General features: G+C 69.0%; 27 protein-coding genes. 17 read left to right on the forward strand and 10 right to left on the reverse strand.

The genetic code is table 11. The features are described from left to right. The gene (locus O2K97_RS04360) at positions 1 to 741 is read left to right on the forward strand and encodes a polysaccharide biosynthesis protein GumN (RefSeq protein ID WP_269220594.1); all 741 of its coding nucleotides are present in this window, start codon (positions 1 to 3) and stop codon (positions 739 to 741) included. Here the strand turns inward: O2K97_RS04360 and O2K97_RS04365 are convergent. From O2K97_RS04365 to O2K97_RS04385, 5 genes are read right to left on the reverse strand one after another with little or no spacing between them, the layout of a single operon-like run. Further along, positions 738 to 1,028, reverse strand: a complete 291-nt coding sequence (locus O2K97_RS04365) for a hypothetical protein (RefSeq protein WP_017504370.1) — start codon at positions 1,026 to 1,028, stop codon at positions 738 to 740. The genes O2K97_RS04360 and O2K97_RS04365 overlap by 4 nt on opposite strands. A gap of 60 nt (positions 1,029 to 1,088) precedes the next feature. Next, positions 1,089 to 2,519: a metalloprotease TldD gene (gene tldD / locus O2K97_RS04370; protein ID WP_066552576.1), complete on the reverse strand. Its 1,431-nt coding sequence runs from the start codon at positions 2,517 to 2,519 to the stop codon at positions 1,089 to 1,091. Between the two features lie 60 nt (positions 2,520 to 2,579). Next, positions 2,580 to 3,644, reverse strand: coding sequence for a hypothetical protein (locus tag O2K97_RS04375; protein WP_269220595.1), 1,065 nt, complete (start codon positions 3,642 to 3,644; stop codon positions 2,580 to 2,582). 42 nt (positions 3,645 to 3,686) lie between these two features. Continuing rightward, positions 3,687 to 4,454 (reverse strand): ABC transporter permease, encoded by a 768-nt coding sequence (locus O2K97_RS04380; RefSeq protein WP_269220596.1) that lies wholly within the window; start codon positions 4,452 to 4,454, stop codon positions 3,687 to 3,689. Further along, positions 4,451 to 5,383: an ABC transporter ATP-binding protein gene (locus O2K97_RS04385; protein WP_269220597.1), complete on the reverse strand. Its 933-nt coding sequence runs from the start codon at positions 5,381 to 5,383 to the stop codon at positions 4,451 to 4,453. The genes O2K97_RS04380 and O2K97_RS04385 overlap by 4 nt, the downstream gene beginning before the upstream one ends. 164 nt (positions 5,384 to 5,547) lie before the next feature. Between O2K97_RS04385 and O2K97_RS04390 the strand changes: the two genes are divergently transcribed. From O2K97_RS04390 to O2K97_RS04450, 13 genes are all read left to right on the forward strand, one after another. Next, on the forward strand, positions 5,548 to 6,903 hold the full coding sequence (locus tag O2K97_RS04390; protein WP_269220598.1) for a hypothetical protein: 1,356 nt from the start codon (positions 5,548 to 5,550) through the stop codon (positions 6,901 to 6,903). 44 nt (positions 6,904 to 6,947) lie between these two features. After that, positions 6,948 to 7,766: a c-type cytochrome biogenesis protein CcmI gene (gene ccmI / locus O2K97_RS04395; protein ID WP_269220599.1), complete on the forward strand. Its 819-nt coding sequence runs from the start codon at positions 6,948 to 6,950 to the stop codon at positions 7,764 to 7,766. A gap of 70 nt (positions 7,767 to 7,836) precedes the next feature. Continuing rightward, complete coding sequence (ccmE, locus tag O2K97_RS04400) at positions 7,837 to 8,322, forward strand: cytochrome c maturation protein CcmE (RefSeq protein ID WP_269220600.1); 486 nt, start codon at positions 7,837 to 7,839, stop codon at positions 8,320 to 8,322. After that, entirely contained in the window at positions 8,319 to 10,307 is a 1,989-nt protein-coding gene (locus O2K97_RS04405) for a heme lyase CcmF/NrfE family subunit (protein ID WP_269220601.1), read from the forward strand. The genes ccmE and O2K97_RS04405 overlap by 4 nt, the downstream gene beginning before the upstream one ends. After that, a complete protein-coding gene (locus O2K97_RS04410) occupies positions 10,304 to 10,810 on the forward strand; it encodes a cytochrome c-type biogenesis protein (RefSeq protein WP_269220602.1) in 507 nt (168 codons plus the stop codon). The genes O2K97_RS04405 and O2K97_RS04410 overlap by 4 nt, the downstream gene beginning before the upstream one ends. A 108-nt stretch (positions 10,811 to 10,918) precedes the next feature. After that, on the forward strand, positions 10,919 to 12,457 hold the full coding sequence (locus tag O2K97_RS04415; RefSeq protein WP_066552562.1) for a Do family serine endopeptidase: 1,539 nt from the start codon (positions 10,919 to 10,921) through the stop codon (positions 12,455 to 12,457). Positions 12,458 to 12,541: 84 nt separating this feature from the next. Then, the gene (locus O2K97_RS04420) at positions 12,542 to 13,213 is read left to right on the forward strand and encodes a response regulator transcription factor (RefSeq protein ID WP_017504381.1); all 672 of its coding nucleotides are present in this window, start codon (positions 12,542 to 12,544) and stop codon (positions 13,211 to 13,213) included. A gap of 136 nt (positions 13,214 to 13,349) precedes the next feature. After that, a complete protein-coding gene (locus O2K97_RS04425) occupies positions 13,350 to 14,777 on the forward strand; it encodes a sensor histidine kinase (RefSeq protein ID WP_269220603.1) in 1,428 nt (475 codons plus the stop codon). Between the two features lie 4 nt (positions 14,778 to 14,781). After that, complete coding sequence (locus O2K97_RS04430; protein ID WP_269220604.1) at positions 14,782 to 17,688, forward strand: bifunctional [glutamine synthetase] adenylyltransferase/[glutamine synthetase]-adenylyl-L-tyrosine phosphorylase; 2,907 nt, start codon at positions 14,782 to 14,784, stop codon at positions 17,686 to 17,688. A 65-nt stretch (positions 17,689 to 17,753) separates the two neighbouring features. Then, the gene (locus tag O2K97_RS04435) at positions 17,754 to 18,407 is read left to right on the forward strand and encodes an EF-hand domain-containing protein (RefSeq protein WP_269220605.1); all 654 of its coding nucleotides are present in this window, start codon (positions 17,754 to 17,756) and stop codon (positions 18,405 to 18,407) included. Positions 18,408 to 18,472: 65 nt separating this feature from the next. Beyond that, positions 18,473 to 19,045 carry an RNA polymerase sigma factor gene (locus O2K97_RS04440; protein ID WP_269220606.1) on the forward strand — a complete coding sequence of 191 codons (573 nt, stop codon included), beginning with the start codon at positions 18,473 to 18,475 and terminating at the stop codon, positions 19,043 to 19,045. Further along, complete coding sequence (locus O2K97_RS04445; RefSeq protein ID WP_269220607.1) at positions 19,042 to 19,443, forward strand: hypothetical protein; 402 nt, start codon at positions 19,042 to 19,044, stop codon at positions 19,441 to 19,443. The genes O2K97_RS04440 and O2K97_RS04445 overlap by 4 nt, the downstream gene beginning before the upstream one ends. Further along, the gene (locus tag O2K97_RS04450) at positions 19,440 to 19,952 is read left to right on the forward strand and encodes a periplasmic heavy metal sensor (RefSeq protein WP_269220608.1); all 513 of its coding nucleotides are present in this window, start codon (positions 19,440 to 19,442) and stop codon (positions 19,950 to 19,952) included. The genes O2K97_RS04445 and O2K97_RS04450 overlap by 4 nt, the downstream gene beginning before the upstream one ends. A gap of 14 nt (positions 19,953 to 19,966) precedes the next feature. Here O2K97_RS04450 and O2K97_RS04455 read toward each other — a convergent pair whose 3' ends face one another. Next, positions 19,967 to 20,647, reverse strand: coding sequence for a bifunctional 4-hydroxy-2-oxoglutarate aldolase/2-dehydro-3-deoxy-phosphogluconate aldolase (locus O2K97_RS04455; protein WP_269220609.1), 681 nt, complete (start codon positions 20,645 to 20,647; stop codon positions 19,967 to 19,969). A gap of 195 nt (positions 20,648 to 20,842) precedes the next feature. Then, entirely contained in the window at positions 20,843 to 21,709 is an 867-nt protein-coding gene (locus O2K97_RS04460) for an alpha/beta hydrolase (RefSeq protein WP_269220610.1), read from the reverse strand. Between O2K97_RS04460 and O2K97_RS04465 the strand changes: the two genes are divergently transcribed. Further along, entirely contained in the window at positions 21,696 to 21,953 is a 258-nt protein-coding gene (locus O2K97_RS04465) for an Lrp/AsnC ligand binding domain-containing protein (RefSeq protein WP_269220611.1), read from the forward strand. The two genes, O2K97_RS04460 and O2K97_RS04465, sit on opposite strands and share 14 nt — an antisense overlap. Here the strand turns inward: O2K97_RS04465 and O2K97_RS04470 are convergent. Next, positions 21,950 to 22,462, reverse strand: coding sequence for a hypothetical protein (locus O2K97_RS04470; RefSeq protein WP_017504392.1), 513 nt, complete (start codon positions 22,460 to 22,462; stop codon positions 21,950 to 21,952). The two genes, O2K97_RS04465 and O2K97_RS04470, sit on opposite strands and share 4 nt — an antisense overlap. Before the next feature lie 115 nt (positions 22,463 to 22,577). Between O2K97_RS04470 and hmgA the strand changes: the two genes are divergently transcribed. Both hmgA and O2K97_RS04480 read left to right on the forward strand, forming a co-directional pair. Beyond that, positions 22,578 to 23,873 carry a homogentisate 1,2-dioxygenase gene (gene hmgA / locus O2K97_RS04475; RefSeq protein WP_269220612.1) on the forward strand — a complete coding sequence of 432 codons (1,296 nt, stop codon included), beginning with the start codon at positions 22,578 to 22,580 and terminating at the stop codon, positions 23,871 to 23,873. Continuing rightward, positions 23,870 to 24,232, forward strand: coding sequence for a hypothetical protein (locus O2K97_RS04480; RefSeq protein ID WP_269220613.1), 363 nt, complete (start codon positions 23,870 to 23,872; stop codon positions 24,230 to 24,232). Before hmgA ends, O2K97_RS04480 begins: the two co-directional genes overlap by 4 nt. Positions 24,233 to 24,312: 80 nt before the next feature. Here the strand turns inward: O2K97_RS04480 and O2K97_RS04485 are convergent, their stop codons facing one another. Both O2K97_RS04485 and glk read right to left on the reverse strand, forming a co-directional pair. Next, positions 24,313 to 24,618, reverse strand: a complete 306-nt coding sequence (locus tag O2K97_RS04485) for a hypothetical protein (RefSeq protein WP_017504395.1) — start codon at positions 24,616 to 24,618, stop codon at positions 24,313 to 24,315. 90 nt (positions 24,619 to 24,708) lie between these two features. Beyond that, positions 24,709 to 25,680, reverse strand: coding sequence for a glucokinase (gene glk, locus O2K97_RS04490; RefSeq protein ID WP_269220614.1), 972 nt, complete (start codon positions 25,678 to 25,680; stop codon positions 24,709 to 24,711). Between the last annotated feature and the right edge of the window lie 28 nt (positions 25,681 to 25,708).

Below are 25,708 nucleotides of genomic sequence, written 5' to 3' on the forward strand. Positions count from 1 at the left end.
ATGCTCTCATCTCTGCGGTTGATCGTGCGGACCGCGTCCTGTTTCCCGTCGAGGGGCGGGCCGTCGCTGTCCGACGTGGGCCGTCTGATCTGGCGGTTTCGGACGCTTACCCGGTTGCCGAACGGGCGCACCAGCGCCGACTATCTGTCCCCGGACCTTGAGGCCCGGGTCGAACGCCTGACAGGCGAAGGCCCGACCCGCGACAGCATGCTGATCCTGTCGGGCGATCTGATGGAACTGGGCGGCTACAGCAGTGGAGGGCGTCCGGTGTCCGGCCTGGTCCGTCAGGCGACGCGCGCCAATCGCACGCCCGCTGAGCCCGTCGGCATCTTCAGGGGTGACGAACTGATCGAAAAGGTTCTGACGACGCCGCCTGAACGTTATCTCGACTGCATCGAGGCTGCGGCGACGGCGGCCGAGGCCAGGGTCGAGGCGGGCGCGCAACGTGCTGAGAACTGGCGTCTGCGACGGATTCCGGCGGTGTTGGATTCGCCCTTGGAAAAGGCGGCGACGGCCTGTTCTTACTGGTCTGTTATGGCCCAGGCGGACGATCTGCGTCGGATATGGAATACGGCGGTGGACAAGGCGCTGGCCGAGGACGGGGTCACCGTCGCCATCGCGCCCTTGCGGCTGTTGGCCGAGCCGAACGGCGTACTGGATCGGCTGGAGGCGGAGGGGCTGGAACCGATCGGTCCCGACTGGCGCCCCTCCGCCTCCGCTCAATCTGCCGCTAGGCCTTAGTTGCGATTCGGAACGGCGTCGCGCGCGGCGTCGCCGATGTTTTCGGCGGCGTTGCCGACGCTCTCGGCCGCGCCGGCGACGGCGTTGGACTCGATCGCGTCGTTGCGGTTCATGTTCATCAGGAAGTAGCCGATCACAAGCACGGCCAAGAGGCCGACGATCAGGGCGACGATGGCGCCCATGCCGCTGCCGCTGCGGCGTTCGACGACGGTCGTCGGGGCGGCGCTGCTTTCGCTGATGCGCTCGACGCGGCCATCGGGATGTTCGACGGTACGTTCGGTGGTCATGGTGTGTCCTCTCCAGTGATGGCGGGGAAACACCCGTTGCAGCCATACGGTTCCGCTGGCCTAGACGGCCGTACCGCCGACCGTCAGACCGCCGATCTTCAAACTGGGCTGGCCGATGCCGACGGGCACGCCCTGTCCGGCCTTGCCGCAGACGCCGACGCCCGGATCGAAGGCGAAGTCGTCGCCGACCATCTGAATCTTGGTCAGGGCCGTGGCCCCATCGCCGATCAGGGTCGCGCCGCGCACCGGTGCGGTGATCACCCCGTCCTCGATCAGATAGGCCTCATTGCACTGGAACACGAACTTGCCGTTGGTGATGTCCACCTGGCCGCCCGAAAAGTTGGCGGCGTAGAGGCCGCGCTTCGTATTGGCGATCATGTCGGCCTTGGAGTCCTTGCCGCCCTCCATGAAGGTATTGGTCATGCGCGGCATCGGCATGTGGGCGAAGGACTGGCGCCGGCCGTTGCCGGTTGCGGCGACGCCCAGCTGCCGCGCCGACAGCCGGTCGTGCATCAATCCGACCATGATCCCGTCCTCGATCAGCACGGTGCGCGAGGTGGGCGTGCCCTCGTCATCGACCGACAGGGAGCCGCGACGGCCGGCGATGGAGCCGTCATCGACCACGGTGACGCCGGGCGCGGCGACCCGTTGGCCCATCATGCCGTTGAATACCGACGATCCCTTACGGTGGAAGTCGCCCTCGAAGCCGTGGCCGATGGCCTCATGCAGCAGCACGCCAGGCCAGCCGGCGCCCAGGACCACGTCCATCTCGCCTGCCGGACAGTCGACGGCGTCCAGATTGACCAGGGCCTGACGCAGGGCCTCGTCCACCTGGGCCTGCCAACGTTCGGGCGCGACCCAGGCCTCGAAGCCGGCCCGTCCGCCGGCGCCGGACGAGGCGCTCTCGCGCTTGCCGTTCTGTTCGACGGTGACGGAGACGTTCAGCCGGACGAGGGGGCGAACATCGCGCACCGCCCGCTCGTCGGCGCGCAGGATTTCGATGGCGCGACGTTCGCCGATCAGGGAGGCGGACACCTGAACCACGCGCGGATCGCGGGCGCGCGCCCAGGCGTCGATCTCGGCCAGCAAGGCGATCTTGTCGGAGAAGGCGGGCGAGGCGAGCGGATCGACCTCGCCATACAGTTTCTGATTGGTGGCGCGGGGCCCTTCGGCGACCCGGGCCTCATGCCCTTGTTTGGCCAGGGCGGCGCTGTCGGCGGCGCGGCGCAGGGCGGCGGCCGAGATCTCGTTGGCGTGGGCGTAACCGGCGGTCTCGCCCGCCACGACCCGCAGACCGAAGCCCTCGGTGGCGTCATAGGCGGCGGACTTCAGCCGGCCGTCGTCGAACACCAGGCTCTCGCTCTCGGACCGCTCCAGGAACAGTTCGCCGTCGTCGGCGCCGGCCAGGGCCGTCTTCAGGATCGACAGGGCTTCATCGGTATCGACGCCGGCGGCGTCGAGGATGGGCGGCGGGGAGGCGTGAACGGTCATGGCCTGTAGGTAGGGACTGAAGGCCGTTTCGTCACCTGCCCCGACGCGCGATACCGCCGATCAGTCCAGCGGCTGGGGCCGCGTCACCACCGGACCGTCGGGATCGCTGCTCGACGGACGTGCAGCGGTCGGGGCGGGCGTCGGGGCCGTCGGCACGATCACCAGCGGTTCGGTCGTGACGGTCGGCGCCGGCGTGGACGGCGCCGGGGTCGTCGTGGTCGGCGCACGCGTCGTCGGTTGCGTCGTTACGGCCGGCGTCGGGGTCTGGGCCGGGGGCTGCGTGCGGGGCGCGGCGGTCGTCGATCGCGTCGTCGTCGTCGTTGCCGGCGCGGAAGCGGAGGGGGCGGGCGTCCCGGGGGGCGTCGCGGCGGGTGCGGGCTGTTCGGTCGCGACGACGGGTGCGGCGTCAGCAGGAATCGTATCGGCCGGCGGGGTGGTCAGAGGCGCATCGGCGACGGCGGGGGGCGTGGATGCCGTCGGGGTCGAGGCGGGACGCATCGCGAACCACAGGCCGCCTCCGGCGACCAGCAGGGCGACGATCCCCACCCCGACATAGAGCGGCAGGCGCGAGGTCTTGGCGGGCGCACGGGCGAAGCTGGGCGTGACTGGCGCAGCTGCGGGCGCGATGGCGGGTCTGGCCGCGACCGCTGGGGCGGCGGCGACAGGTTCGGCCGCAACCGGCTTCGGCGCAGGGGCAGGCGTCGTCTCGGGCGCGGGCAGGGGCCGCACGGTCAGATCGGGTTGAGCGGCCGGCGCCGGCTGCGGCCTGGACTGCGGCGGCGTCGGAGCCTGGGGTTGAGGCTGGGCTTGGGCCGGGCGCGCCGTCGGGATCAGCGAACCGCCCAGGATGCTCGCACCCTGCGGACGGGGCGCTGGACGCGGGGCGGGATTGGCGGGCGTCGCCTGACCCTTGGCCGGCGCGACGCCGGAGGCCAGGCTCTGGGTGTGGATCGAGGCCTGCCGCTGTTGCGGCGTGGGCTTGCGCGGCGGCGGATTGGGAATGCGGTCCAGCGGATTGGGCGCGACCGGCACCGGCCCGACGTGGAAGGTCGTCGCGGGCATACGACCCCAGGTCACCGGCTTGCGGGCGAAAGGCTGGGGCGGGGTCTTCTGGTCGTCGGACATGGTCTTCTCAATCGCTGGCGATCTGGCCCGTTTCGTGACGGATCAGTTCTTGAGCCGGTAGCCGGTCTTGAACATCCACATGACGATGCCGAGGCAGAGGGCGAAGAAGCCCAGGGTGGCGGCGACGCTGACGCCGATGGCCACATCCCCCTGACCATAAAAGGCCCAGCGGAAGCCCGAGATCAGATAGACCACCGGGTTGAACAAGGTCACCGTGCGCCAGCCGTCCGGCAGCATGTCGATGGAATAGAAGGCGCCGCCCAGGAAGGTCAGGGGCGTCACGACCAGCATCGGGATCATCTGAAGTTGCTCGAAGCCGTCGGCCCAGACGCCGATAATGAAGCCGAACAGGCTGAAGGTCACCGAAATCAGGATTAAAAAGGCCATCATCCAGACCGGATGCAGGATCTGCAGCGGCACGAAGAAGGCCGCCGTCGCCAGGATGATTAGCCCCAGCACCGCCGACTTGGTCGCCGCCGCGCCGACATAGGCCAGCACGATCTCCAGCGACGACACCGGCGCCGACAGGATCTCGTAGATCGTCCCGGTGAACTTGGGGAAGTAGATGCCGAACGAGGCGTTGAAGATCGACTGTGTGAACAGGCTGAGCATGATCAGCCCCGGCACGATGAAGGCGCCGTAGGGCACGCCGTCCACCTGCTGCATCCGGCTGCCGATCGCGCCGCCGAAGACGACGAAATACAGGGCCGTGGTGATGACCGGCGTGACCACGCTCTGCCACAGGGTGCGCAGCGCACGCGCCATCTCGAAACGATAGATGGCCCAGACGCCGTATCCGTTGAAGGTCATGCCGCGGCTCCGTTCTGGTGGACCAGGCTGACGAAGATGTCTTCCAGCGAGCTCTGGCGGGTGTTCAAGTCCTTGAAGCCGATGTTCAGCGCCTCAAGCCGGCGGATGAGCGACGGCACGCCCGTGTCGTCGGCGTTGGCGTCGAAACTGTATTCCAGCTCGCCGCCCTCGTTCTTCAGCGTCAGGTCCCAGCCGGACAGTTCGGTGGGCAGGGCGCCCAACGGCTCGATCAGGTTCAGCGTCAGGGTCTTCTTGCCCAGCTTCTTCATCAGGGCCGACTTCTCCTCGACCAAGATCAGCTCGCCCTTCAGGATCACGCCCACCCGGTCGGCCATCTCCTCGGCCTCCTCGATGTAATGGGTCGTCAGGATGATGGTGACGCCGCGCTCACGCAGCTTTCTGACCATGGCCCACATGTCGCGGCGCAGCTCGACATCGACCCCGGCGGTCGGCTCGTCCAGGAACAGGATGTCCGGCTCGTGGCTCAGGGCCTTGGCGATCATCACCCGCCGCTTCATCCCGCCCGACAGGGTCATGATCTTGGCGTCGCGCTTGTCCCAAAGCGACAGGTCCTTCAGCACGCCTTCGATGAAGGCGGGGTTCGGCGCCTTGCCGAACAGGCCCCGACTGAAGGTGACGGTGGCCAACACGGTCTCGAAGGCGTCGGTGGTCAGCTCCTGCGGCACCAGACCGATCTTAGTGCGGGCGGCGCGGAAGTCGGATTGGATGTCATGGCCGTCGGCGACCACGGTTCCGGTCGTCGGCGTAACGATGCCGCAGACGATGGAGATCAGCGTGGTCTTGCCCGCGCCGTTCGGGCCAAGCAGAGCGAAAATCTCGCCCTTGTCGATCGTCAGGTCGATGCGCTTCAGCGCCTGATGCCCCGACTTGTAGGTCTTGGTCAGGTCGTCGATCTCGATTACGGGCATGGGCTTTCCTTTCCGGCGCGCGCGGCGGCGCGGGCCGAGTGTGGCGGCAATATGGCGTGCCTGACGCGTGACTCAAGTGGCGGCGACGCTCAATAGACGCCAAGTCGTTGTTAACCCGATTGTCGCACGGTGCCGGCCTGAGTTGAGTTTTGGCAGGAGCTTTCGTGCCGTCCCTGTCCGCCGCCCACCACGCCGCTCTGACGGCGATCGTCGAGGCCTGTCCCGACGCATCGCTGGGGATGCTGGGCGAGGCCGTGGCGGCGCTGAAGGGCGACAAGGCGGCCGAACTGGCGAACATCGTCGCCGCAGAGGCGCGCGATCGCGCCCGTCGCGGCACGGCGTTTGCGCCCCTGCTGCCGCTGTTTCAGCCGCGCGCCGACGGCGTGCCGGCCCTGGTCTTTCCGGCTCTTGTCCTGAAACGGGTCTGGCGCGAGGCGGTGCAAGGCGAGGAGGATTTCCTCCCGCTGCTGGACGGCGCGGTCACGATCGACGGCGAATGGACCCTGGCGGCCGACCGCCTGTGCGCTAAGGCGGCCGCCGTGCTGCGCGACCGGCCGCGCGACGTCTGGCCGGAGTTTCAGCGCCCCGCCGACGACCAGCCGCCATCCACTCCGGTCGAACTGGCCGGCTGTTTCGACCTGACGCCTCTGGCCCGCAGCGCCTTGCCGCGCCTGCCCGTCTGGCTGGAACGCCCCGACGATAATCAGCTGGCGGGACTTCGGCTGCTGATCGAGGACTGTATGACGATGTCGCCGGACGGCGGGCGGCGCATGATCGACATCCTGTTCGCCCATGTGGCGGACGCCGAGCGGATGCTGCGGGTCGTGACGCGGACCAGCCGCTTGGCCGACCGCGAAATCACCCTCAGCCATTCCGACATGGGCGTCTTCGTCGAGCGGCTGCTGACCTCCGTGCAGGTGCGGGTGCAGAAGATCGCCGCCGTTGTCCGTTCGTCGCTGGGAGAGACGGCGATGCTGGGTGCGGTTGACGACGTCAACTGGTGCGCCGGCGTGCTGGCCGAGATGGACCTCAGCCTGCAGGTGCGGCCCGATTCCAGCTGGGGCAAGGCGGCGCGGATGGCGCGGGTCCAGGTGTCGGGCCAGCTTTCAGGCCTGATGAAATCCGCCTCCAGCGCCGTCCACGCCGCCCTGCCGATGAAGCGCCAGGTCATCACCGGCCGGATGACGCGGATGTCGCCCTGGCTGGAGGCGCCGGCCGAGGGCGAACCGATCGAGGCGGCGGCGGCCCTGCTGGCGGCGGTGGCGGCCCTGCGCGGCGCGGCCGTCACCTTCGGCTGTGAAGCCGATCGCTCGGGATTGAAGGCCGACCTGACCGACTATCTCTCCACCTGGTCCGACGAGGCGCTGAACAGTCTGTCGGACGGCGAGGCCGAAAACCCCGACCATGTGCTGCGTCTGATCGGGGTCGCGGCGCGGTTCCTGACCGTGATCGAGGCGCTGGAGGCGGCGCGCGCGGTCAGGCGACGCGCGGCCTCGGCGGAAATGGCGCGGCTGGGCTGAAACGACGCCTCGCCCGACGTTCGCGGATGGGTTAGACGGCGAGGATGATCGTCTTCTGGATAATGACGGGACTGGCGGCGGCCCTGGCCGCCCTGTTGGTGCTGACCGGCGCGCGACGCGGCGCCGATCCGGCGGCCGGCGTCGAAACCCAGGCCGGCTCGCGCGAAATCGAGGAACTGGATCGGCTGAAGGCGCGCGGCCTGCTTGACGAGGCGGCGTATGCGGGGGCGCGCGCCGAGGCGGGGCGGCGGCTTCTCGCCGTTTCGGCGACCACAACCCCGGTGGCCGGCGCTCGCGATCGGTTCTGGGTGCTGGGCGGGATCGGCGTGACGGTCGCGGCCGCTCTCGGCCTCTATGTTTTCACCGGCTCGCCCGGCCTGCCGGATCAGGCCTATGAGCGGCGTGTCGACGATTGGGCCGCCAATCTGGATCGGCTGGAGCCGGCGCAACTGGCGGCGGTGACCGCGCGGGTCGTTCAGGAACGGCCAAAGGATCGGCAGGCGCTGGCCATGCTGGGCGCGGCCCGCTTCGCCGCCGGCGATCCGCTGGGCGCCGCCTCCGCCTTTCGCCGCCTGATCGCCCTGGACCCCCGCGACGCGCAGGCCTGGGCGCGGCTGGGCGAAAGCCTTGTTGTCGCCAACGACAACCAGATCGGCGGCGATGCCGAGGCCGCCTTCCGCGAGGCCTTGAAACTGGACTCCGACCAACTCGGCGCGCGCTTCTTCCTGGGCGAGGCGGCGCTGCGGCGCGGCGAGGCCGTCGAGGCCCGCACCCTGTGGACGCCTCTGATCGCCGCGCTCGACCCGGGCGATCCGCGCCGTCTGGATCTGGAACGCCGACTGCCGAAGGACGGCGCGCAATGACGCGTTGGTCCTGCGCGACGACGGCGGTATATGCCGCCGGTCCGTCCCTGGAATCCGGAATGTCCCTCGCATGAGCTGGCTGCCCAAATCGCCGAAGGCGCGTCGCCGCCTGTGGGTCGTCGCCGCCGTGGCGCCGATCCTGGCGCTGGCGGTCGGCCTGTCGTTATGGGCGATGCAGGACAGCGTGACCTTCTTCTATTCGCCGTCCGAGGCCACCGCCGACAAGGCGCCGGAGGGCCGCAACATCCGCCTGGGTGGTCTGGTTGAGGCCGGCAGCGTGCAAAAGACCGGCGACGGCGTGGTCGCCTTCGTCGTCACCGACAATGCCGCCACGACTCGCGTCGTTTATCACGGCGACCTGCCCGACCTGTTCCGCGAAGGGCAGGGGATTGTGGCGCAAGGCGCCTTCGGCGCCGACCGCACCTTCCACGCCAGCCAGGTCCTGGCCAAGCACGACGAGAACTACATGCCGCGCGAGGTCGCCGACCGTCTGAAGGAAAAGGGCGAGTGGCGGCCTGAGACGGCGCCGGCCGTGACCAAGTCCGTCCCCCTATGATCGCCGAGCTTGGGGCCTTCGCCCTGGCGCTGGCGCTGGCGCTGTCGATCCTGCAGACGGGGCTTTCGGCGGCCGGACGCGCGCGTCGCAGCCCGGTCTTGGCCGGGGCCGCCCAGGGCGCGGCTTTGGCGGCGGCGGCGGCGGTCGCGCTCAGTTTCGCAGCCCTGATCTACGCCTTCGTGGTGTCGGACTTTTCGGTCTCCAACGTCGCGGCCAACAGCCACACCGACAAGCCGATGCTCTACAAGGTCGCCGGCGCCTGGGGCAGCCACGAGGGGTCGCTTCTGCTGTGGTGTCTGGTGCTGACCGTCTTCGGCGGGGCGCTGGCGCGGGCGCGCGGCCTGCCGTTCGGGCTGAAGGCCTCGGCCGTGGCGGTGCAGGGCGCGCTGGGGTCGCTGTTCCTGGCCTTCGCCGTCTTCACCTCCAGCCCCTTCACCCGCCTGGACCCCGCGCCGTTCCAGGGCGCGTCGCTGAACCCGCTGTTGCAGGACCCGGCGTTGGCCGTGCATCCGCCGCTGCTCTACGCCGGCTATGTCGGGTTCTCGGTCTGCTTCTCCCTGGCCGTCGCGGCCCTGATCGAGGGCCGGGCGCAGACCGCCTTCTGGCCTGCCTGGGGGCGCTGGGTCCGGCCCTGGGCGCTGGCCAGTTGGGCCTTCCTGACCGTCGGCATCACCCTAGGGTCGTTCTGGGCCTATTATGAGCTGGGCTGGGGCGGCTGGTGGTTCTGGGACCCAGTCGAGAACGCCTCATTCATGCCCTGGCTGGCGGGCGCGGCCCTGTTGCACAGCGCGGTCGTGACCGAGCGGCGCGGCGCGCTGGCCGGCTGGACCGTGTTTCTGGCCCTGCTGGCCTTCACCTTCTCCATGCTGGGCGCCTTCTTGGTGCGCTCAGGCGTCCTGACATCCGTCCATGCCTTCGCCGTCGATCCCCAGCGCGGGCTGATGCTGCTGGCTATCCTCGGGATCACGGCCGGCGCCGCCTTCGCCCTGTTCGCCTGGCGCGCGCCCCAACTGAAGGGCGGGGGCCTGTTCGCGCCGGTCAGCCGCGAGGGGGCGCTGGTCTTGAACAATCTGTTCCTGACGGCGGCGGCCGCGACCGTCTTGCTGGGCACCCTCTATCCGCTGATTTTGGAAGCGGCGTCCGGCGCGACCATCTCGGTCGGCCCGCCCTATTTCGCCGCCACCTTTACCCCGCTGATGATGGTCGCCTTCCTGATCCTGCCGGCCGGTCCGCTGCTGGCCTGGAAGCGCGGCGACCTGCCCGGCGCGATGCAGCGCCTGGCCGTCGCGGCGGGTCTGGCGATCGTCGGCGCGCTGGCGGCCTACGCCCTGTGGGAGCCCAAGAAGGCGTTCGCCGCCGCCGGGATCGGCCTGGGCCTGTGGCTGATCCTGGGATCGCTGTCGGAAGTCGCCGAGCGCGCCCGCCTGTTCCGCGCCTCGATGGCCGAGACGGTTCGCCGACTGAAAGGGCTGCCGCTGGGCGCCTGGGGTATGACTCTGGCGCATCTTGGTCTGGGCGTCTTCATCCTGGGGGCGGTGGTCGAGACCGGTTTCAAGGCCGAGGCCGCCCGTGCCGTCTCACTGGGCCAGAGCGTTGCCGCCGGCCCCTGGACGGTGACCCTGGACGATGTCCGCGTCGTCGAGGGGCCGAACTATCTGGCCGAGCAGGGCCGACTGACCGTGCGGGCCACGAACGATCAGGGCCGCGCCAGTACCGTCACGGCCGAGCGCCGCTTCTTCCCCGCGGGCGGTCAGACCACCACCGAGGTCGGGCTGGATTTCCGGGGCCTGGACGACGTCTATGTCGTGATCGGCGAACGCGCGGGCAGTCCCGAACAGGCGGCCTGGGTCGTGCGTCTGTACTGGAACCCCTGGGCGCGACTGATCTTCATGGGGCCGATGATCATGGCGCTGGGCGGGGTGTTGTCGCTGCTGGATCGTCGTCTAAGGCTCGGGATCGGCGCGCGCCGGCGCAAGACCGCATGAAGCGCTTGCTAGTCCTGATGGCCGCGCCGGTGCTGGCGCTGATGCTGACGGCGGCCGAGCCGCCCGCCGCACCCGACCGCCCGTTGCCCGATGCGACCCAGGAGGCCCGCGCCCAGGACCTGTTCAAGGATGTGCGCTGCGTCGTCTGCCAGCACGAGGCCATCGCCGACAGCCCGGCCGGCGTCGCCGGCGACATGCGCCGCCTGATCCGCGAGGAGATCGCGGCCGGCGCGTCGGATCAGGCCGTGCGCGACGATCTGGTGCGGCGCTTCGGCGACTATGTGCTGTTCACCCCGCCGGTCCGGGCGGGGACCTGGCTGCTGTGGTTCGGCCCGTTCGCCCTGTTGCTGCTCGCCGCCGCCGTTCTGGCCCTGCGCGCCCACCGTCGTCCGGTTGAGGCCGTCCCCCTGACGCCCGAAGAAGAACGCCGGCTGGACGAAGTTCTACGAAATGAGAAGCTTCGCCGCGATCCTGACGCAACCTCGCCTCACGACGGGCGCTAGTCGAGATCAACGATCGGCGGTCGGGATTGGCGCAAAGCCGGTTCGGCCTATATCAATCGCGAAACCGGCGCCCGTCTGGCGCTGGACAAGAGGATCGCAAGGACCACGATGCTGAAGCGCAAGGAGTTCATTCTCGGGGCCGCGGCCGGCCTGACCCTGGCGGCGGCGGCGACCGCCGGCGGCGTCATCAACTGGCCTGGCGCGCACGCGGAACCGCAGGCGGTGAACCGGATCACCCCGGTCCCGGCCAACGGCGACGCCTTCACGCCCCCGCCGGGGGCGCCCAGCAGCTTTGCGACCATCTTCGACCAGGTCTCGCCCGCCGTCGTTCAGATCGACGTGACGGTCAAGGTGGACCAGCCCCAGGGCGGCGCCTTCCAGATCCCCGGGCTGCCGTTCCAGTTCGTTCCGCCGCAAGGCCGTGGCGGTCAGGGCAATGACGAGCCGCAGACGACCCAAGGCGCCGGCTCGGGCTTCTTCATCTCGCAGGACGGCTTCATCGTCACCAACAACCACGTCGTCGCCGACGCGACCGAGATCAAGGTCAAGATGTCGGACGGTCGCGAGCTGCCGGCCCGCCTGATCGGCCGCGATCCCGGCACCGACCTGGCGGTGATCAAGGTCGAGGGCAACGACTTCAAATACGTCAGCTTCGAAGAGACGGCCGAGCCGCGCGTGGGCGACTGGGTCATCGCCATCGGCAACCCCTTCGGCCTGGGCGGCACCGCCACGGCGGGCATCGTCTCGGCCAAGGCCCGCGACATCGATCCGTCGGGCTACAACGACTACATCCAAATCGACGCCGCCATCAACCGGGGCAACTCGGGCGGCCCGACCTTCGATATCCACGGCCGCGTCATCGGCGTGAACTCGGCCATCTATTCGCCCACGGGCGGCTCGGTCGGTATCGGCTTCGCCATTCCGGCCGACACCGCCAAGACCATCACCGAACGCCTGATGCGCGGTCAGTCGATCGAGCGCGGCTATGTGGGCCTGGGTCTTCGCACCCTCAGCCCCGACGGTTGGGAAGCCCTGGGCCAGCCCAAGGACTTCAAGGGCGCCCTGATCGAAAGCGTGACCGAGGACGGCCCGGCCTCGCGCGCCGGCGTCCAGGTCGGAGACCTTCTGGTCGGCGTGAACGGCCAGGCGGTGGCCAACAGCCAGGAGGCCACCCGTCGGGTCGGCGCGGCCAAGCCGGGCGACACCATTCGCCTGGAAGTGATCCGCGACGGTCGCCGCCAGACCTTGAACGTGCGCTCAGGCACCCGTCCTTCGGAAGAGGAGCTCGCTGCGTCGGAAGAGGGCGGAAGCGCCAATCCGGGGCAGAGCCAGCCTGGTCAGGGCGACACGATCGAAGGACTCGCCGTCACCGCGATCACGCCGGCCGCGCGTTCGCGCTTCAGCCTGCCGGCCAGCGTCAACGGCGTCGTGATCACCAACGTCGAACAGGGTTCGGCTGCGGCGCGCCTCGGCTTCCAGCCGGGCTTCGTCATCACTCGCGCCAATGATCGCAACATCACGTCCGCCGCTGATCTGCGCGCGGCGGTGGCGGCGGCCAAACAGGCGGGTCGCCCCAGCATCCTGCTGTTCGTGCGCACGCCGCAGGGCACCAGCCCGGTGCCGTTAAAGTTCGCCGCCGGCGAGTGATCGGCATTCTGACCAAGCCTTAACTCGTGAATCGCCGCCGATGCGCTACCATCGGCGGCGATTTTGATTCCGGGAGGGGTTTCGATGCGGATTCTGGTGGTCGAGGATGACGCCGAGGCGGCGACCGCCATGGTGCGGGGCCTGTCCGAAGCCGGACATGAGGTCACCCACGCCGTGGACGGCGCCTTTGGCCTGCTGGAGTCGCAGAAGGGCGGCTACGACGTCTATGTGGTGGACCGGATGATGCCGCGACTGGACGGCGTCGGCATGGTCGAGACGGTGCGCAAGGGCGGCGATCAGACGCCGGTCCTGTTCCTGTCGGCTTTGGGCGAGGTCGAGGACCGGGTCACGGGGCTGAAGGCCGGCGCCGACGACTATCTGGTCAAGCCCTACGCCTTCGCCGAACTGATCGCGCGGGTCGAGGCCCTGGCGCGCCGTCGCGAGACCGGCGGGGTGCAGACCGTGCTCAAGGTCGGCGACCTGGAAATGAACCTGATCGGCCGCACCGTGCATCGCGGAACGACCGAGATCGATCTTCAGCCGCGCGAGTTCCAGCTGCTGGAGTTCCTGATGCGCCACGCCGGCCAGTCGGTGACCCGCACCATGCTGCTGGAGAAGGTCTGGGAATACCATTTCGACCCCCAGACCAACGTCATCGACGTCCACATCAGCCGCCTGCGCTCCAAGATCGACAAGGGCTTCGACCGCGCCATGCTGCAGACCGTGCGTGGGGCCGGGTATCGGTTGGAGGCGTGAGTTTAGTGGCGAGTGGTGAGCGGCGAGTGGCGAGGGGGTGAGACAAGCGGGGCGAATTTGGCTGCATAAGGCGCTGCGCAAAGTTTTGCGTCGGGTTGCTCGCCACTCGCCGCTCGCCACTCGTCACTAAAATCCCATGCGCCTTCCCTCCCTCCTTCGCCGCACGCCTTTCCGGCTGACGCTGCTCTTCCTGGCGCTGTTCGTAGCGGCGGCGGGGGCGATCCTGGCCTATGTCTATTTCGCCTCGGCGTCAGAGGCTCAAGGCCGGGCCAGGGCGGATGTGGAGATCGAGCTGGGCGCCCTGACGGCGATCCACCGCACGCGCGGCATCGACGCCCTGAACCAGGCCTTGGTCGAACGGTCGATCCGCGGCGGGCCGTATCTGTATCTGCTGACCGACAAGGCCGGAAAGACGATCACCGGCAATATCACCGAATCCCCGATCGACATCGACCTCAGCTTGCCGGCCGGCGCTAGCGACTGGGAGACCTTCCGCCTGACCGACACGGACGCCCAGGGCAAGGTCCAGCGGCGTCGCTCCATCGGGGTGATCACCACCCTGGCCGGCGGCGAACATTTGTTCGTCGGTCAGGACATCGGCGACATCGAGGCCTATCTGGCGCGCCTGACCCAGGCCCTGTGGGGCGCCATGGCTCTGGTCATGCTGCTGGGCCTGGCGGGCGGTCTCTACATCAGCCGGCGGGTCGAAAACGCCATGGCCGGGCTGAACCGCGTCGTTCAGTCGGTGCAGGACGGCGACCTCAAGGTCCGTGCGCCCGTGCGCCACACCGGCGACGAACTGGACGAACTGGGCCAGGGGCTGAACACCATGCTGGATCGGCTGGAAGCGTCCATGTCCTCCATCCGCCACGCCGGCGACGCCATCGCCCATGACCTGCGCTCGCCTCTGACGCGGATGCGGGCCAAGCTGGAGGTGGCCTTGATCGACGCCGAGGCGGGCAAGATCGACGGGGTGGACGCCCTAAGCATCGCCTTGGACGAGGCGGACCATCTGCTCAAGACCTTCAACACCGTCCTGGCCATCGCGCGGCTGCAGGCGGGCGGGGCGCCGGATCCAAAGGTCATGGACGCGGCCGACCTCGCCGCCGACATGGCCGAACTTTACGAACCGGCGGCCGAGGACAAGGACATCGACTTCTCGTCCGAGGTCGAAAAGGGGCTGATGATCGAAGGCAACCAGCCCTTCCTGGCCCAGGCCTTGGCCAACCTCATCGACAACGCCATCAAATATACCCCCGCCGGCGGGGCGGTGAAGCTGCGCGCGCGCCGGCGCTCGTCGGGCGAGATCGAATATTCGGTCACCGACACCGGACCGGGCGTGCCCGAAGAGGACCGCGAGCGGGTGGTCCAGCGGTTCGTACGCCTGGACAACAGCCGGACCGAACCCGGCTCGGGCCTGGGGCTTTCGTTGGTGACGGCGGTGGCGGAGGCCCACGGCGGCCGGGTGGTGCTGGACGAAGGCCCCGGCGCTTACGGCGATTTCGGACCGGGGTTACGGGTTGCGCTAGTGCTGCCGCCGGCCTCGACAGGGATGAGCGGATGATGTGATGGCCCATCCAGAAACCTCGATCCCGCTGGCCTACAGCCTCACGCCCGCCGGTCCGGTCACAAATATCGCCGCCGCCGACCGCCTGCACGAAACCCTGATCCAAGCCGCCGACGCCGACGGCTGGCGCGAGACTCTGGACGCCGCCTGGCCCGCCCTGGCCCCCGTCGCCGGCGCCTCGCCCTATCTCGCCGGTCTGATGCGCCGCCGGCCTGCCCATCTGGGTCGTCTGCTGAACGCCGATCCGGTCGAGGCGCTGGAGCGGATTCTTCGCGACACGGACGCGCTGGACGCCGAGCCGGACGCGGTGCGCGCCCCGCTGCGGGTGCTGAAGGCCGACCTGCACCTGCTGACCGCCCTGGCCGATCTGGGCGGGGTGTGGGATCTGGATCAGGTTACCGACGCCCTGTCCCGGTTCGCCGACGCCTCATGCCGCGCCGCCCTGCGCGCGGTCGCCGCTGAACAGAGGGCGCGCGGCCGGCTGATCTCGCCGCCCGGCGATCCGCGCGGCCCCATTCCCGGCCTGTTCGGCCTGGCCATGGGCAAACACGGCGCCAACGAACTGAACTATTCGTCCGACATCGACATCTCCCTCTTCTTCGAGCCGCGCCTTATGGGCCTGGCTCTGCGCGAGGGCGAGGAGATGCAGGACTTCGCCAATCGCGTCGGCAAGGGGATCGCCGGCCTGCTGACCGAGCGGACAGGCGACGGCTATGTCTTCCGCGTCGATCTGCGGTTGCGGCCGGACCCGTCCTCAACCCCGCCAGTCGTCGCCGGGCCGATGGCCCTGGCCTATTATGAGAGCGTCGGCCAGAACTGGGAGCGGGCGGCCTTCATCAAGGCGCGGCCGGTGCTGGGCGACATGCGCGCGGCGGGTCGGTTCCTGAAGGCCATGATCCCCTTCATCTGGCGGCGCAGCCTGGATTACGCAGCCGTCCTCGACATCCAGTCGATCAAGAAACAGATCCACGTCCACAAGACGGGCGAGGGGCTGCAGGCCGCCGGGGCCAATCTGAAGCTGGGACGCGGCGGCATCCGCGAGATCGAATTCTACGCCCAGACCCAGCAGCTGATCCTGGGCGGCCGCGATCCGGCTTTGCGCAAGCCTCGCACGCTGGAGGCGCTGAAGGCTCTGGCCGAGGCGCGCCATGTACCCCAGGCGGTCTGCGAGGAACTGTCCGCCGCCTATGTCGAGCTGCGCGGGCTGGAGCACCGCGTGCAGATGCTCGACGACGAGCAGACCCATCGCCTGCCCGAGGATGACGAGCGCCGCGCCGCCGTCGCCGCCCTGGCCGGTTCGAACGACCTGGCCGCCTTCGACGCCCGGGTCGAAGCCCTGCTGGCGCGGGTCAACGCCCGCTACGGCGAACTGTTCGAGGGCGGCGAAGATCTGGACTCCAGCTACGGCAGCCTGGTCTTCACCGGGGTCGAGAACGATCCCGAGACGCTGGAAACCCTGCGTCGCATGGGCTTTTCCGAGGCGCCGTCGGTCGCTGACACCATCCGCAGCTGGCACCACGGCCGCATCCCGGCGACGCGCACGGCGCGGGGGCGCGAACTGTTCACCCGCCTGGCTCCGCGCCTGCTGGAGGCCTTGGCCCGATCGGGTGCGCCCGACGAGGCGTTCCGCCGTTTCGCGGTCTTCTTCTCCGGGCTGGCGGCGGGCGTGCAGGTCCAGGCCCTGTTCCTGAACCAGCCCAAACTGTTCGAGATGGTGCTGGGCGTCATGGCCTTCGCGCCACGTCTGGCACGGACCTTGGGCCGGCAACCGGCGGCGCTGGATGGCGTGCTGGACGCCCGCTTCCTGGTCGATCTGTCCGAAGAGACCGGCCTGACCGAGCAGATGCTGCGCGAGGCCGGCGAGACCGAAGATTTCGAGGGGGCCATGAACGCCGTGCGCCGCCTGCACCGCGAGCAGATGTTTCGTATCGGCATCCACGCCTTAACCGGCCGGGCGGGCGCCGAGGCGGCGGGCCGCGCCTACGCCGCCCTGGCCGACGCCGCCATGCGCACCTTGTCGCCGGCGGCGCTGGCCGAGACCGAACGGCTGGGCGGCGCCTTCCCCGGCGCAGTGGCGGTGGTCGCCTTGGGCAAGGCCGGCTCGCGCGAGATGACGGCCGGATCTGATCTCGATCTGATGACCCTGTATGAGGCGCCGCCCGAGGCGACCTCCGAGATCAAGGGCTGGACCGCCGACGTCTTCTACGCCCGCTTCACCCAGCGGCTGATCGCGGCCCTGTCGGCGCATACGGCGGAAGGCGGCCTCTATGAAGTGGACATGCGCCTGCGCCCCACCGGCTCCAAGGGGCCGGTTTCGGTGCGGCTGAAGGCGTTCGACGCCTATTACGCCAAGGAGGCCGAGACCTGGGAGTTCATGGTCCTGACCCGCGCCCGCGTGGTCTGGGCCAGCGATCTAAAGTTCGGCGCCCAGGTTTCGGCCGCCATCGAGGCCGCCCTGCGTCGCCCGCGTCCCGGCGTCGATGTCGCGGCCGATGTCCGAAAGATGCGTAGCCTGATGGATCGTGAGCGTCGCCCGTACGGCTTCTGGGATCTGAAGCTGTCGCCGGGCGGGCAGGTGGACGCCGAGTTCGCGGCCCAGTTCCGCCAGCTTCGGGCCGCCGCCATCGGCGAACCCTTGACCCTGTCGACGCTTGAGGCCCTGCACGACGACCCGGTGTTGGCCGAGGCCTGGCGCGTGCAGCAGCGGCTGGCCCATCTTCTGGCCGCCGCCTTCGAGGGGCGGGTCGATCCGGAGGGCGAGCCCGGCGTCTTCCAGCTGCGCCTGGCCGAGGCCGCTGGCGCGCCGGACTTCGACACGCTGAAGACCGAGCTGACCGACCTGCGCGCGCGGGCGCGAAAGGCCTTCGAGCGGGCGGTTCCAGCAGGCCGCGACGGAGAATCCGACTGACCGCGTTCAATCTCCTGACAGGGCGATTTCAAAGGGCGCCAAACGCGCCCGTGGAGATGATCGAGATGAGAAAGACCTTTCTGACCGGCCTGGGCGTCATCGCTCTGGCCGCCGCCGCCGGCGCCGCGACTGCACAGGTTCCGCCGGCCCCCGCCGCCGGCGCGCCTGCGCCGCACCATGCGCGCGCGGATCCGCACCGCCAGATCACCCGCGCCGAGTTCGTCGATGCGCGCATTGCGCGTTTGACCGCGCTCGATACGAACCGCGACGGCGTGGTCAGCCCCGAGGAACGCGCCGCCGCCATGCAGGCCCGTCGCGCCGAACGCGCAGGCGACCACTTCGCCAAGCTGGATGCGAACGGCGACGGCTCCATCAGCCGTGCCGAGTTCGACGCCGGCCATGCCGCACGCGCGGACCGCCGTCCGCGCGCTGAACGCGCCGGTCATCGTGAGGGCCGTCGCGGCGGCGCGCCTCACGCCATGCGCGGACAAGGACGCGAACGCGGGCCGGTGGTGATCGCCGAAGCGGCCGCCAAGCTGGGCGAGCGGTTCGACAAGATGGACGCCAACCGCGACGGCGTGATCTCCGCCGACGAGCGCCGGGCGGCCATGTCCGCTCAGCGTGAGCAACGGCAGGAACGCCGCGCGGCCCGCCAGGCTCAGCGCCAGACTCAGTATCCGGCGCAACAACCCGCTTCCCCCGTTCCGGCTTCGGAGTAAGACGGTGTCGGGGTCGGCCGTCGTGAACGCACCGGTCCCTTTCGTCAGCAGCGGAAGAGGCAGGTTTGGTCGCAATCGTCGACCCCGACGAGGATCTGGTGCGGCGCGTGGGGCAGGGCGACCCGGCGGCGGCGCAGACGCTCGTCTCGCGCAAGCTGCCGCACATCCTGTCGCTGGCGCAGCGCATGCTGGGCGATGCGGTCGAGGCCGAGGACGTGGCCCAGGAGACGATGCTCAAGGCCTGGCGCCAAGCGCCCAAATGGACGCCCGGCAAGGCCCGGTTCGACACCTGGCTGCACCGGGTCGCGCTGAACCTCTGTTACGATCGGCTGAGGCGTCGGCGCGAAATCCCGACCGACACGCCGCCAGATCGTCCCGACGAAGGCCCGGCGCCGGATCGCGGTCTGCTGGAGGCCGAGACGGGCGTGCGGGTCACGGCGGCTCTGAAACGGCTGCCGGACCGACAGCGCGAGGCCATCGTCCTGTGCCATTATCAGGAGCTGTCGAATATCGATGCGGCAGCCCTGATGGAGATCAGCGTCGAGGCGCTGGAGAGTTTGTTGTCGCGCGGTCGTCGCGCATTGCGTCTGGCCCTTTCGGACATCGGTCCGGGGTCGATTAGAGGAGACGGACGATGAAGGCGGAACGGTTGCACGAACTGGCGGACGCCTACGGCGCCGACCTGCGTCGGTGGCCCGCGTCCGAGCGCGCCTTCGCCGAAAGCCTGATCGCCGCCGATCCGTCGCTGAAGGCGGTGCTGGACCAGGCGGCCGCGCTGGACGCTCTGCTCGACGCCGCGCCCAGACCCGTCCCGTCCGCCGCCCTGACGGCTCGCGTCCTCGCGGCGGCGCCCCGGGCGAAAAGCCGTCTGGGCAAGGCGATCTGGTATCTGGGCGCCGGTTGGGCCGCCGCGGCCTGTGCGGGCGTGGTCGCCGGCGTCGGCCTGACCACCCATCTGACCGCCGACGCGCGCGCCGATGCGGTGCTTTACCAATCCTCGCTGACGGGCGTGGATGACACGGAACTGCTGGGATGACGTCCAAGAGCTTGAAGATCGCCCTGGCCGTCTCGGTGGCCCTGAACCTGTTCGCCGTGGCGGGCGGGGTCACCTATGTCGTCAATCGCGATCGGATCGAACGCCGGATCGAGGATCAACGCCGTCCGGGCCGCGAGGGGCCGCTGGCCGAGGTGCTGGCCGATCTGGATCCGGCTGTGCGCCAGCGCGTGCGCACCGCGCTGCGAGAATCGGCCCTGGTGGCACGTCCTGATTTCGAGGCGGCCCGCGGCGCCCGGCGCGAGGCCATCGACATCGCCGGTCAGCCGACCCTGGACGCGGCCCGCGTCGAAAGCCTGCTGGAACAGTCGAGAGCCGCCGAGATGCGGGGCCGCACCCGCCTGGAAAGCGGCGCGGTCGCCGTGCTGGCGACGCTGACGCCCGAGGAGCGCAAGGCCCTGGCCCCGATCCTTCAGCGTAAGGGCGCCGCCCGTCGCGCCGCGGCCCACGGGCCGGATCACCGTCAGCCGGACGACCCCGCGCCCCGCTGACGGCGCTTGGGCGCTCAGCCCTTTCTGGACGCGCGGAAGGCGGCGACGGCGTTCACCGCCGCGCGCACCGACGCCTCGATGGCGGCCCAGTCGCCCGACTTCACGGCGTCATCGGTCACCAGCTTGGAGCCCATGCCCGCCGCGACGATGCCCGCGCCGAACCATTTGGCGATCGACGCCTCGTCTGGATCGACGCCGCCGGTGGGCATGATCTTGACCCAAGGCATCGGGCCCTTGACCGCCTTGACGAAGTCCGGGCCGCCGACCGACGAGCCGGGGAACAGTTTGACGATGTCGCAGCCCAGCTCGTGCGCCTCGCCGATGTCGGTCACCGACCCGCAGCCGGGGAAATAGGCGACCATGCGGCGGTTGCAGACTTTGGCCACGTCGGGGATCAGGCAGGGGCTGACCACGAACCGCGCGCCCCGGTTCAGATAAAGCGAGGCCGTCCCCGCATCGACGACCGAACCGATGCCCAGAACGACGTTTGGGTCGGTCCTGATCAGTTCGCGATTGATCTCGCCGAACAGGTCGCAGGCGAAGTCGCCGCGATTGGTGAACTCGACCACCGGCGCCCCGCCGCGCGCGCAGGCGCGAATGACGTTGAGGCTGACCTCGGCGTCGGGATGGTAGAAGACCGGGCACACGCCCTGGGTCTGAAGCGCCTGAAGCACGCTGACGCGATCATGGGCCATGGACAGGTTCCTCTGCGATAGGTTCGCGTCCGACCTCCGCTGTCGCGGACGCAAGGTCAAGTCAAACCGCGTTAGCGAGGCTGTCGCGCTTGAATCGCACGGGTTCGCTCCCATCTCCTCAGCGGTGGGGAAATGGGGATTTTAGACGAATTAGACGAATTAGACTCATTTTTGGGGGCAGCGTTTGATTGATCCTCAGCGTCGATGGGCCAGGTCGGTCAGCCGCCTGACCATGGCGCTTTCGGCATCGAAAAGGGGATCCAGAACCGTGAAATGGTTCAGGCCGGGCAGGGGCTCGAACCGCGTCTCGGCCCCGGCGGCGCCCCAGCGCGCGGCCATGTCGCGGCTCTGGTCCACGAAGGCTTCGCTTTCGGCCCCGCCGACGATACAGTCCAGAACCGCGCCGGCGGGCGCCGGCCAGCGGATCGGCGACAAGGCGTGGGCCTCAGCCTTATTCAGGTCCAGAGCGACGTTGAGCGAGGTGGGGATCAGCGGCTCCAGATCGAACACGCCTGAGATGGCGACGGCCGCCGAGGCTCGACCTTCCGCCAGCAGGCAGGCCGCCATATGCCCGCCCGCCGAATGGCCGCTGACGACGGGCGCGGCGCCGGTGCGGTCGCGGATCAGATCGACCGCCGCCCGCATCTGGTCGACGATCCGGCCCAGCCGCACGCTCGGCGCCAGGTCATAGGTCGGGATGGCGACGCTGACGCCGTGGGTCAGCAGGGGCGGCGCGACGAAGCTGAACCAGCCCGCATCCAGCGCCTGCCAGTATCCGCCGTGCAGGAAGACCACGACCGGCGCGCCGTCCCCGGCGTCGAACCAGTCGATCCGCTCGCGCTCGCCTGGGCCGTATCTCAGGACCTGGGGCGAATGAGCGGCGCGGGCCGTCTCCGATCCCGCCTTCCAGCGCGCCATGACGGCGGGGTGGTCGGGCACCAGGGCGCGGTTGTTGTATTGCGCCTCCAGCATGGCGTCGGTGTCTTGCGGCTTACCCGTCACGTCATCGTCCGCTAGAAGCGCCCTCGAACCAGAGGACTGATCCGCCATGATGACCGCCATCTTCGTCTTCATCAAATGCGAGCTGGGCTACGCCAACGACGTGGCGGCCGACATCGTTGACAATGTCGAGAACGTCTCGGAGGTCTATTCCACCTCGGGTCAGCACGACCTGCTGGCCAAGTTCAACCTGCCGCGCGAGGCCGATATCGGAACTTTCGTGACGAAACAGGTCCAGACGCGGCCGCACGTGCGCGACACCTTCACCGTCATCACATTCTCGCCCTTCCTGCCCTCGAAGGGCTAGGCTTTGCGGGGGCTGGCCTTGCGCTTGACCTCGTCCTTGCGCTCCTCGGCCTCGTCGTCGTCGCCGACCTTTTCCTCGACCGTAGCCGACAGCCGCTGGAAGACGCCCAGGCCCACCAGAACCAGCACCGAGGCGATCAGCAGGGCGGTGGGATAGAGCAGCTGCGCCACGTCCTCGCGCGCCGTCTTGAACACCACCACCAGCGCTTCTAGGAACAGGGCGATGACGATGGTCGACAGAAACTTCGTCAGGCTGCGCCGGGCCTCGGCGGCGCTGCGACGCTCATTCCCGCGCCGCACCTCGTCCTCGAAGATGTATTTGGCCACGTCAAAGACGGCGATGGCGACGATGACGTAGCCCAGCACGTCCAGAACCGCGTCGGCGCCGGACTTGTCGGGCGAGCCGATGCCGTGCAGCGCATCCTTCACCCCGAACCCGATCAGGGCCATGGCCGCCAGCAACAGCAGAAGGCTGGCGAAGGCGAACACCGCCCGGGTCAGATAGGTCATGAAAATCCCTCCGCGAGGCCACAGCAACGCGCCAACCGCCAAGCTGTTGCCTGACGGGCAAAGGGTGACGCTGGCGCCGGGGACGGCTAAACGAGGGAGCATAGGGAGACACGACATGACGCGATCCAACGCGCCCGCCTACATGACCGGTTTCGGCAATCATTTCGCGACCGAGGCCGCGCCCGGCGCCCTGCCGGTGGGCCGAAACTCGCCGCAGAAGACGCCGATGGGCCTGTATGCCGAACAGCTGTCCGGCACCGCCTTCACCGCCCCGCGCGCCGAGAACCGGCGCAGCTGGCTCTATCGCCTGCGTCCCTCGGCCCAGCATGGACCTTACACCCCCTTCGATCAGGGGCGGGTCCGCTCCGGTCCGTTCGACGAGACGCCGCCCAATCCCAACCGGATGCGCTGGGACCCGCTGCCGATCCCGCAGGCTGCGACCGACTGGGTCGAGGGGCTGACGACATATGGCGGCAACGGCGAGCCGGACGGCGGGGCCGGGGCGGGCATTCACCTGTATGTCGCCAACCGGTCGATGACCGACCGGGTCTTCTATGACGCCGACGGCGAACTGCTGATCGTGCCTCAAGAAGGCGACCATCGCTTCGTCACCGAGTTCGGCGTCATCGAGGCCCAGCCGGGTCACATCGTCCTGATCCCGCGCGGCGTGCGGTTCCGCGTCGAGGTCGAGGGGGACGTGCGCGGTTATGTCTGCGAGAACTACGGCAGTCCGTTCCGTCTGCCGGATCTCGGCCCCATCGGGTCGAACGGTCTGGCCAATCCGCGCGACTTCGAAACGCCGGTCGCCGCCTTCGAGGATGTGGATCGCCCGACCGAGTGCGTCCAGAAATACGGCGGGCGCCTGTGGGCCACGACCTTCGATCACAGCCCGCTGGACGTCGTCGCCTGGCACGGCAATCTGGCGCCCTGCCGCTATGACACGGCGCGGTTCAACACGATCAACACCGTCAGCTACGACCACCCCGATCCGTCGATCTTCACCGTCCTCACCAGCCCGTCCGAGACGCCGGGCACCGCCAACATCGACTTCGTCATTTTCCCGCCGCGCTGGATGGTGGCCGAGGACACCTTCCGCCCGCCGTGGTTCCATCGCAACGTGATGAGCGAGTTCATGGGTCTGGTGACGGGCGCCTATGACGCCAAGGCCGGCGGATTCGCGCCAGGCGGCGCATCGCTGCACAACCGCATGAGCGGCCACGGCCCCGATCAAGCCAGCTATGACGGCGCGATCAAGACTGAACTGAAGCCGCACAAGATCGAAAACACCCTTGCCTTCATGTTCGAGACGCGCATGCCTATCCGCGTCACGAAATGGGCGTCGGAATCACCGCAGATGCAGTTCGACTACGACGACGTCTGGTCAGGCTTCACCAAAGGACAGATCTCATGATCCGCATTTCCCTCATCGCCGCCGTCGCTCTGCTGGCCGCCGCCTGCTCGCCCCAGACCACGAGCACGGCGTCGGATGCGCCGATGCAGAGCGCCAACGCCGCGTCCTGTGCAACGCGCGGCGGCACGATGAAACAGGTCGGGCGGATGCAATCCTGGCAGTGCGTCATCAGCTACGCCGACGCCGGCAAGCGCTGCACCGACGGCGATCAGTGCCAAGGCGACTGCCGCATCGAGGGCAACAGCGGCGTGGCGCCGGGGACGGCGGCGGCCGGCGTCTGCCAAGCGACCAGCGACCGCTTCGGCTGCAATACGACGGTCGAGGACGGCAAGGCCGGCCCGACCCTGTGCATCGACTGAGAACGCAGGCACGAAAAAGCCCCCGTCGTGAACGACGGGGGCTGATCCACCCGTAAACGGATTTAGTGGGTCGCCAGACCTTAGTGGGTCGAAGGCGTATTGGCGGTGGTCATGCCGCCGTCGGCGTTGCCGGCTTTCTGCTCGACCATGTCGGCCTTGCGGTCCGCGTTTTGCTCGACCTGATCGGCCTTGTCGTTCAGGGCCTTTTCTTGCGCTTCGTTCGAAGTGGCGGCGGCCTGTGCTTCGAGCTGATCGGCGCGGGCTTCACCCGTCGCTTCGATGGCGTCGGCTTGCTTTTCAGCGGCCTTGTCGGCGGCGCTTTCACCGCAGGCGGCGACGCCGGCCAGCATGAAGACCGAAGCGGCGGCGATGGCGAACTTCTTCATTTGAGTTTCCTCTCCTAGATGGAAACACACAAACGCCACGGTGACGGTTCGGTTCACGCCGCCGTGAGATTTTCGTGATCGCCCGTTGCGTCAGCCCTCCGACTGGGCGAAGGCGACCCGCGCGGCGCCCAGCAGGGCGGCATGTTTGTGCATGATCACCTTGGTCGGAATGTCCTGCATATACTCCTTGAACCGGCCCTTGCGCTCAAAGCGCTGGCGGAAGGGACTGGCCTTGATGAAGGGCAGGATGCGCGGAACGATGCCGCCGGCGATATAGACGCCGCCGCGCGCGCCGGTGGTCAGGGCGATGTCGCCGGCGACCGCGCCCAGGATGGCGCAGAAGCGGGCCAGGGTCGCGCCGCACGGGCTGTTCGGATCGGCCAGTGCCGTTGCGGTGATCTGAGCCGGATCGTCGATGTGGGTCTCGCGCCCGTCGATCTCGGCCAGGGCCCGGTGCATGTTCAGCAGGCCCGGCCCGCAAATCAGACGCTCGATCGACACCCGGTCATAGCGGCGACGCAGAATGCGCAGGATTTCATCCTCGACCGGATCGCCGGGGGGGAAGCAGGCGTGCCCGCCCTCGGACGGCATGGCCATTTCCTTGCCGGCCGCATCGCGCACTAGGGCCGAGACCCCGAAGCCGGTGCCGGGGCCGAGCACCGCGACGGTGCAGTGCGGATCGCCGTCGACCGGCCCGCCCAGGCTCTCCAGCTGGTCTTCCGGCACGATGGGCGCGCCCCAGGCCAGGGCCTCGAAGTCGTTGATCAGCTTGACGGGTTTCAGGCCCAGGGTCTGAAGCTCCGCCTCCGACACCTGCCAGGGCGAGTTGGTCAGGTCGATGGCGCCGTCCGTCACAGGACCGGCGACAGCGATCACGCCGCCCGTCGGCTTGACCTCGCAGCCGTCGATGAAGGCGGCGACGCCTTCCAGGAAGGTCGGATAGGTCTCGGCCGGGAAGCTGTCGTGGTGGTCCAGCACGGGCTTGCCGTCCACCATGCGAGCCACGGCGAAGCGGGCGTTTGTGCCGCCGACATCGCCGACGAGAAGGGTCTTGTCATTCATTGGGTCGTTTCCTGCGCTCGGTTCGGTG

Source organism: Brevundimonas vesicularis (genome assembly GCF_027105095.1).
Classification (GTDB): Bacteria; Pseudomonadota; Alphaproteobacteria; order Caulobacterales; family Caulobacteraceae; genus Brevundimonas; species Brevundimonas vesicularis_E.

Bases quoted from the DNA above. Each gene is read 5' to 3' on its own strand.
- O2K97_RS04360 (WP_269220594.1), top strand. From the start codon at position 1: ATGCTCTCATCTCTGCGGTTGATCGTGCGGACCGCGTCCTGTTTCCCG.
- O2K97_RS04365 (WP_017504370.1), bottom strand. From the start codon at position 1,028: ATGACCACCGAACGTACCGTCGAACATCCCGATGGCCGCGTCGAGCGC.
- tldD (WP_066552576.1), bottom strand. From the start codon at position 2,519: ATGACCGTTCACGCCTCCCCGCCGCCCATCCTCGACGCCGCCGGCGTC.
- O2K97_RS04375 (WP_269220595.1), bottom strand. From the start codon at position 3,644: ATGTCCGACGACCAGAAGACCCCGCCCCAGCCTTTCGCCCGCAAGCCG.
- O2K97_RS04380 (WP_269220596.1), bottom strand. From the start codon at position 4,454: ATGACCTTCAACGGATACGGCGTCTGGGCCATCTATCGTTTCGAGATG.
- O2K97_RS04385 (WP_269220597.1), bottom strand. From the start codon at position 5,383: ATGCCCGTAATCGAGATCGACGACCTGACCAAGACCTACAAGTCGGGG.
- ccmI (WP_269220599.1), top strand. From the start codon at position 6,948: ATGATCGTCTTCTGGATAATGACGGGACTGGCGGCGGCCCTGGCCGCC.
- ccmE (WP_269220600.1), top strand. From the start codon at position 7,837: ATGAGCTGGCTGCCCAAATCGCCGAAGGCGCGTCGCCGCCTGTGGGTC.
- O2K97_RS04405 (WP_269220601.1), top strand. From the start codon at position 8,319: ATGATCGCCGAGCTTGGGGCCTTCGCCCTGGCGCTGGCGCTGGCGCTG.
- O2K97_RS04410 (WP_269220602.1), top strand. From the start codon at position 10,304: ATGAAGCGCTTGCTAGTCCTGATGGCCGCGCCGGTGCTGGCGCTGATG.
- O2K97_RS04415 (WP_066552562.1), top strand. From the start codon at position 10,919: ATGCTGAAGCGCAAGGAGTTCATTCTCGGGGCCGCGGCCGGCCTGACC.
- O2K97_RS04420 (WP_017504381.1), top strand. From the start codon at position 12,542: ATGCGGATTCTGGTGGTCGAGGATGACGCCGAGGCGGCGACCGCCATG.
- O2K97_RS04425 (WP_269220603.1), top strand. From the start codon at position 13,350: ATGCGCCTTCCCTCCCTCCTTCGCCGCACGCCTTTCCGGCTGACGCTG.
- O2K97_RS04430 (WP_269220604.1), top strand. From the start codon at position 14,782: ATGGCCCATCCAGAAACCTCGATCCCGCTGGCCTACAGCCTCACGCCC.
- O2K97_RS04435 (WP_269220605.1), top strand. From the start codon at position 17,754: ATGAGAAAGACCTTTCTGACCGGCCTGGGCGTCATCGCTCTGGCCGCC.
- O2K97_RS04445 (WP_269220607.1), top strand. From the start codon at position 19,042: ATGAAGGCGGAACGGTTGCACGAACTGGCGGACGCCTACGGCGCCGAC.
- O2K97_RS04450 (WP_269220608.1), top strand. From the start codon at position 19,440: ATGACGTCCAAGAGCTTGAAGATCGCCCTGGCCGTCTCGGTGGCCCTG.
- O2K97_RS04455 (WP_269220609.1), bottom strand. From the start codon at position 20,647: ATGGCCCATGATCGCGTCAGCGTGCTTCAGGCGCTTCAGACCCAGGGC.
- O2K97_RS04465 (WP_269220611.1), top strand. From the start codon at position 21,696: ATGATGACCGCCATCTTCGTCTTCATCAAATGCGAGCTGGGCTACGCC.
- O2K97_RS04460 (WP_269220610.1), bottom strand. From the start codon at position 21,709: ATGGCGGTCATCATGGCGGATCAGTCCTCTGGTTCGAGGGCGCTTCTA.
- O2K97_RS04470 (WP_017504392.1), bottom strand. From the start codon at position 22,462: ATGACCTATCTGACCCGGGCGGTGTTCGCCTTCGCCAGCCTTCTGCTG.
- hmgA (WP_269220612.1), top strand. From the start codon at position 22,578: ATGACGCGATCCAACGCGCCCGCCTACATGACCGGTTTCGGCAATCAT.
- O2K97_RS04480 (WP_269220613.1), top strand. From the start codon at position 23,870: ATGATCCGCATTTCCCTCATCGCCGCCGTCGCTCTGCTGGCCGCCGCC.
- O2K97_RS04485 (WP_017504395.1), bottom strand. From the start codon at position 24,618: ATGAAGAAGTTCGCCATCGCCGCCGCTTCGGTCTTCATGCTGGCCGGC.
- glk (WP_269220614.1), bottom strand. From the start codon at position 25,680: ATGAATGACAAGACCCTTCTCGTCGGCGATGTCGGCGGCACAAACGCC.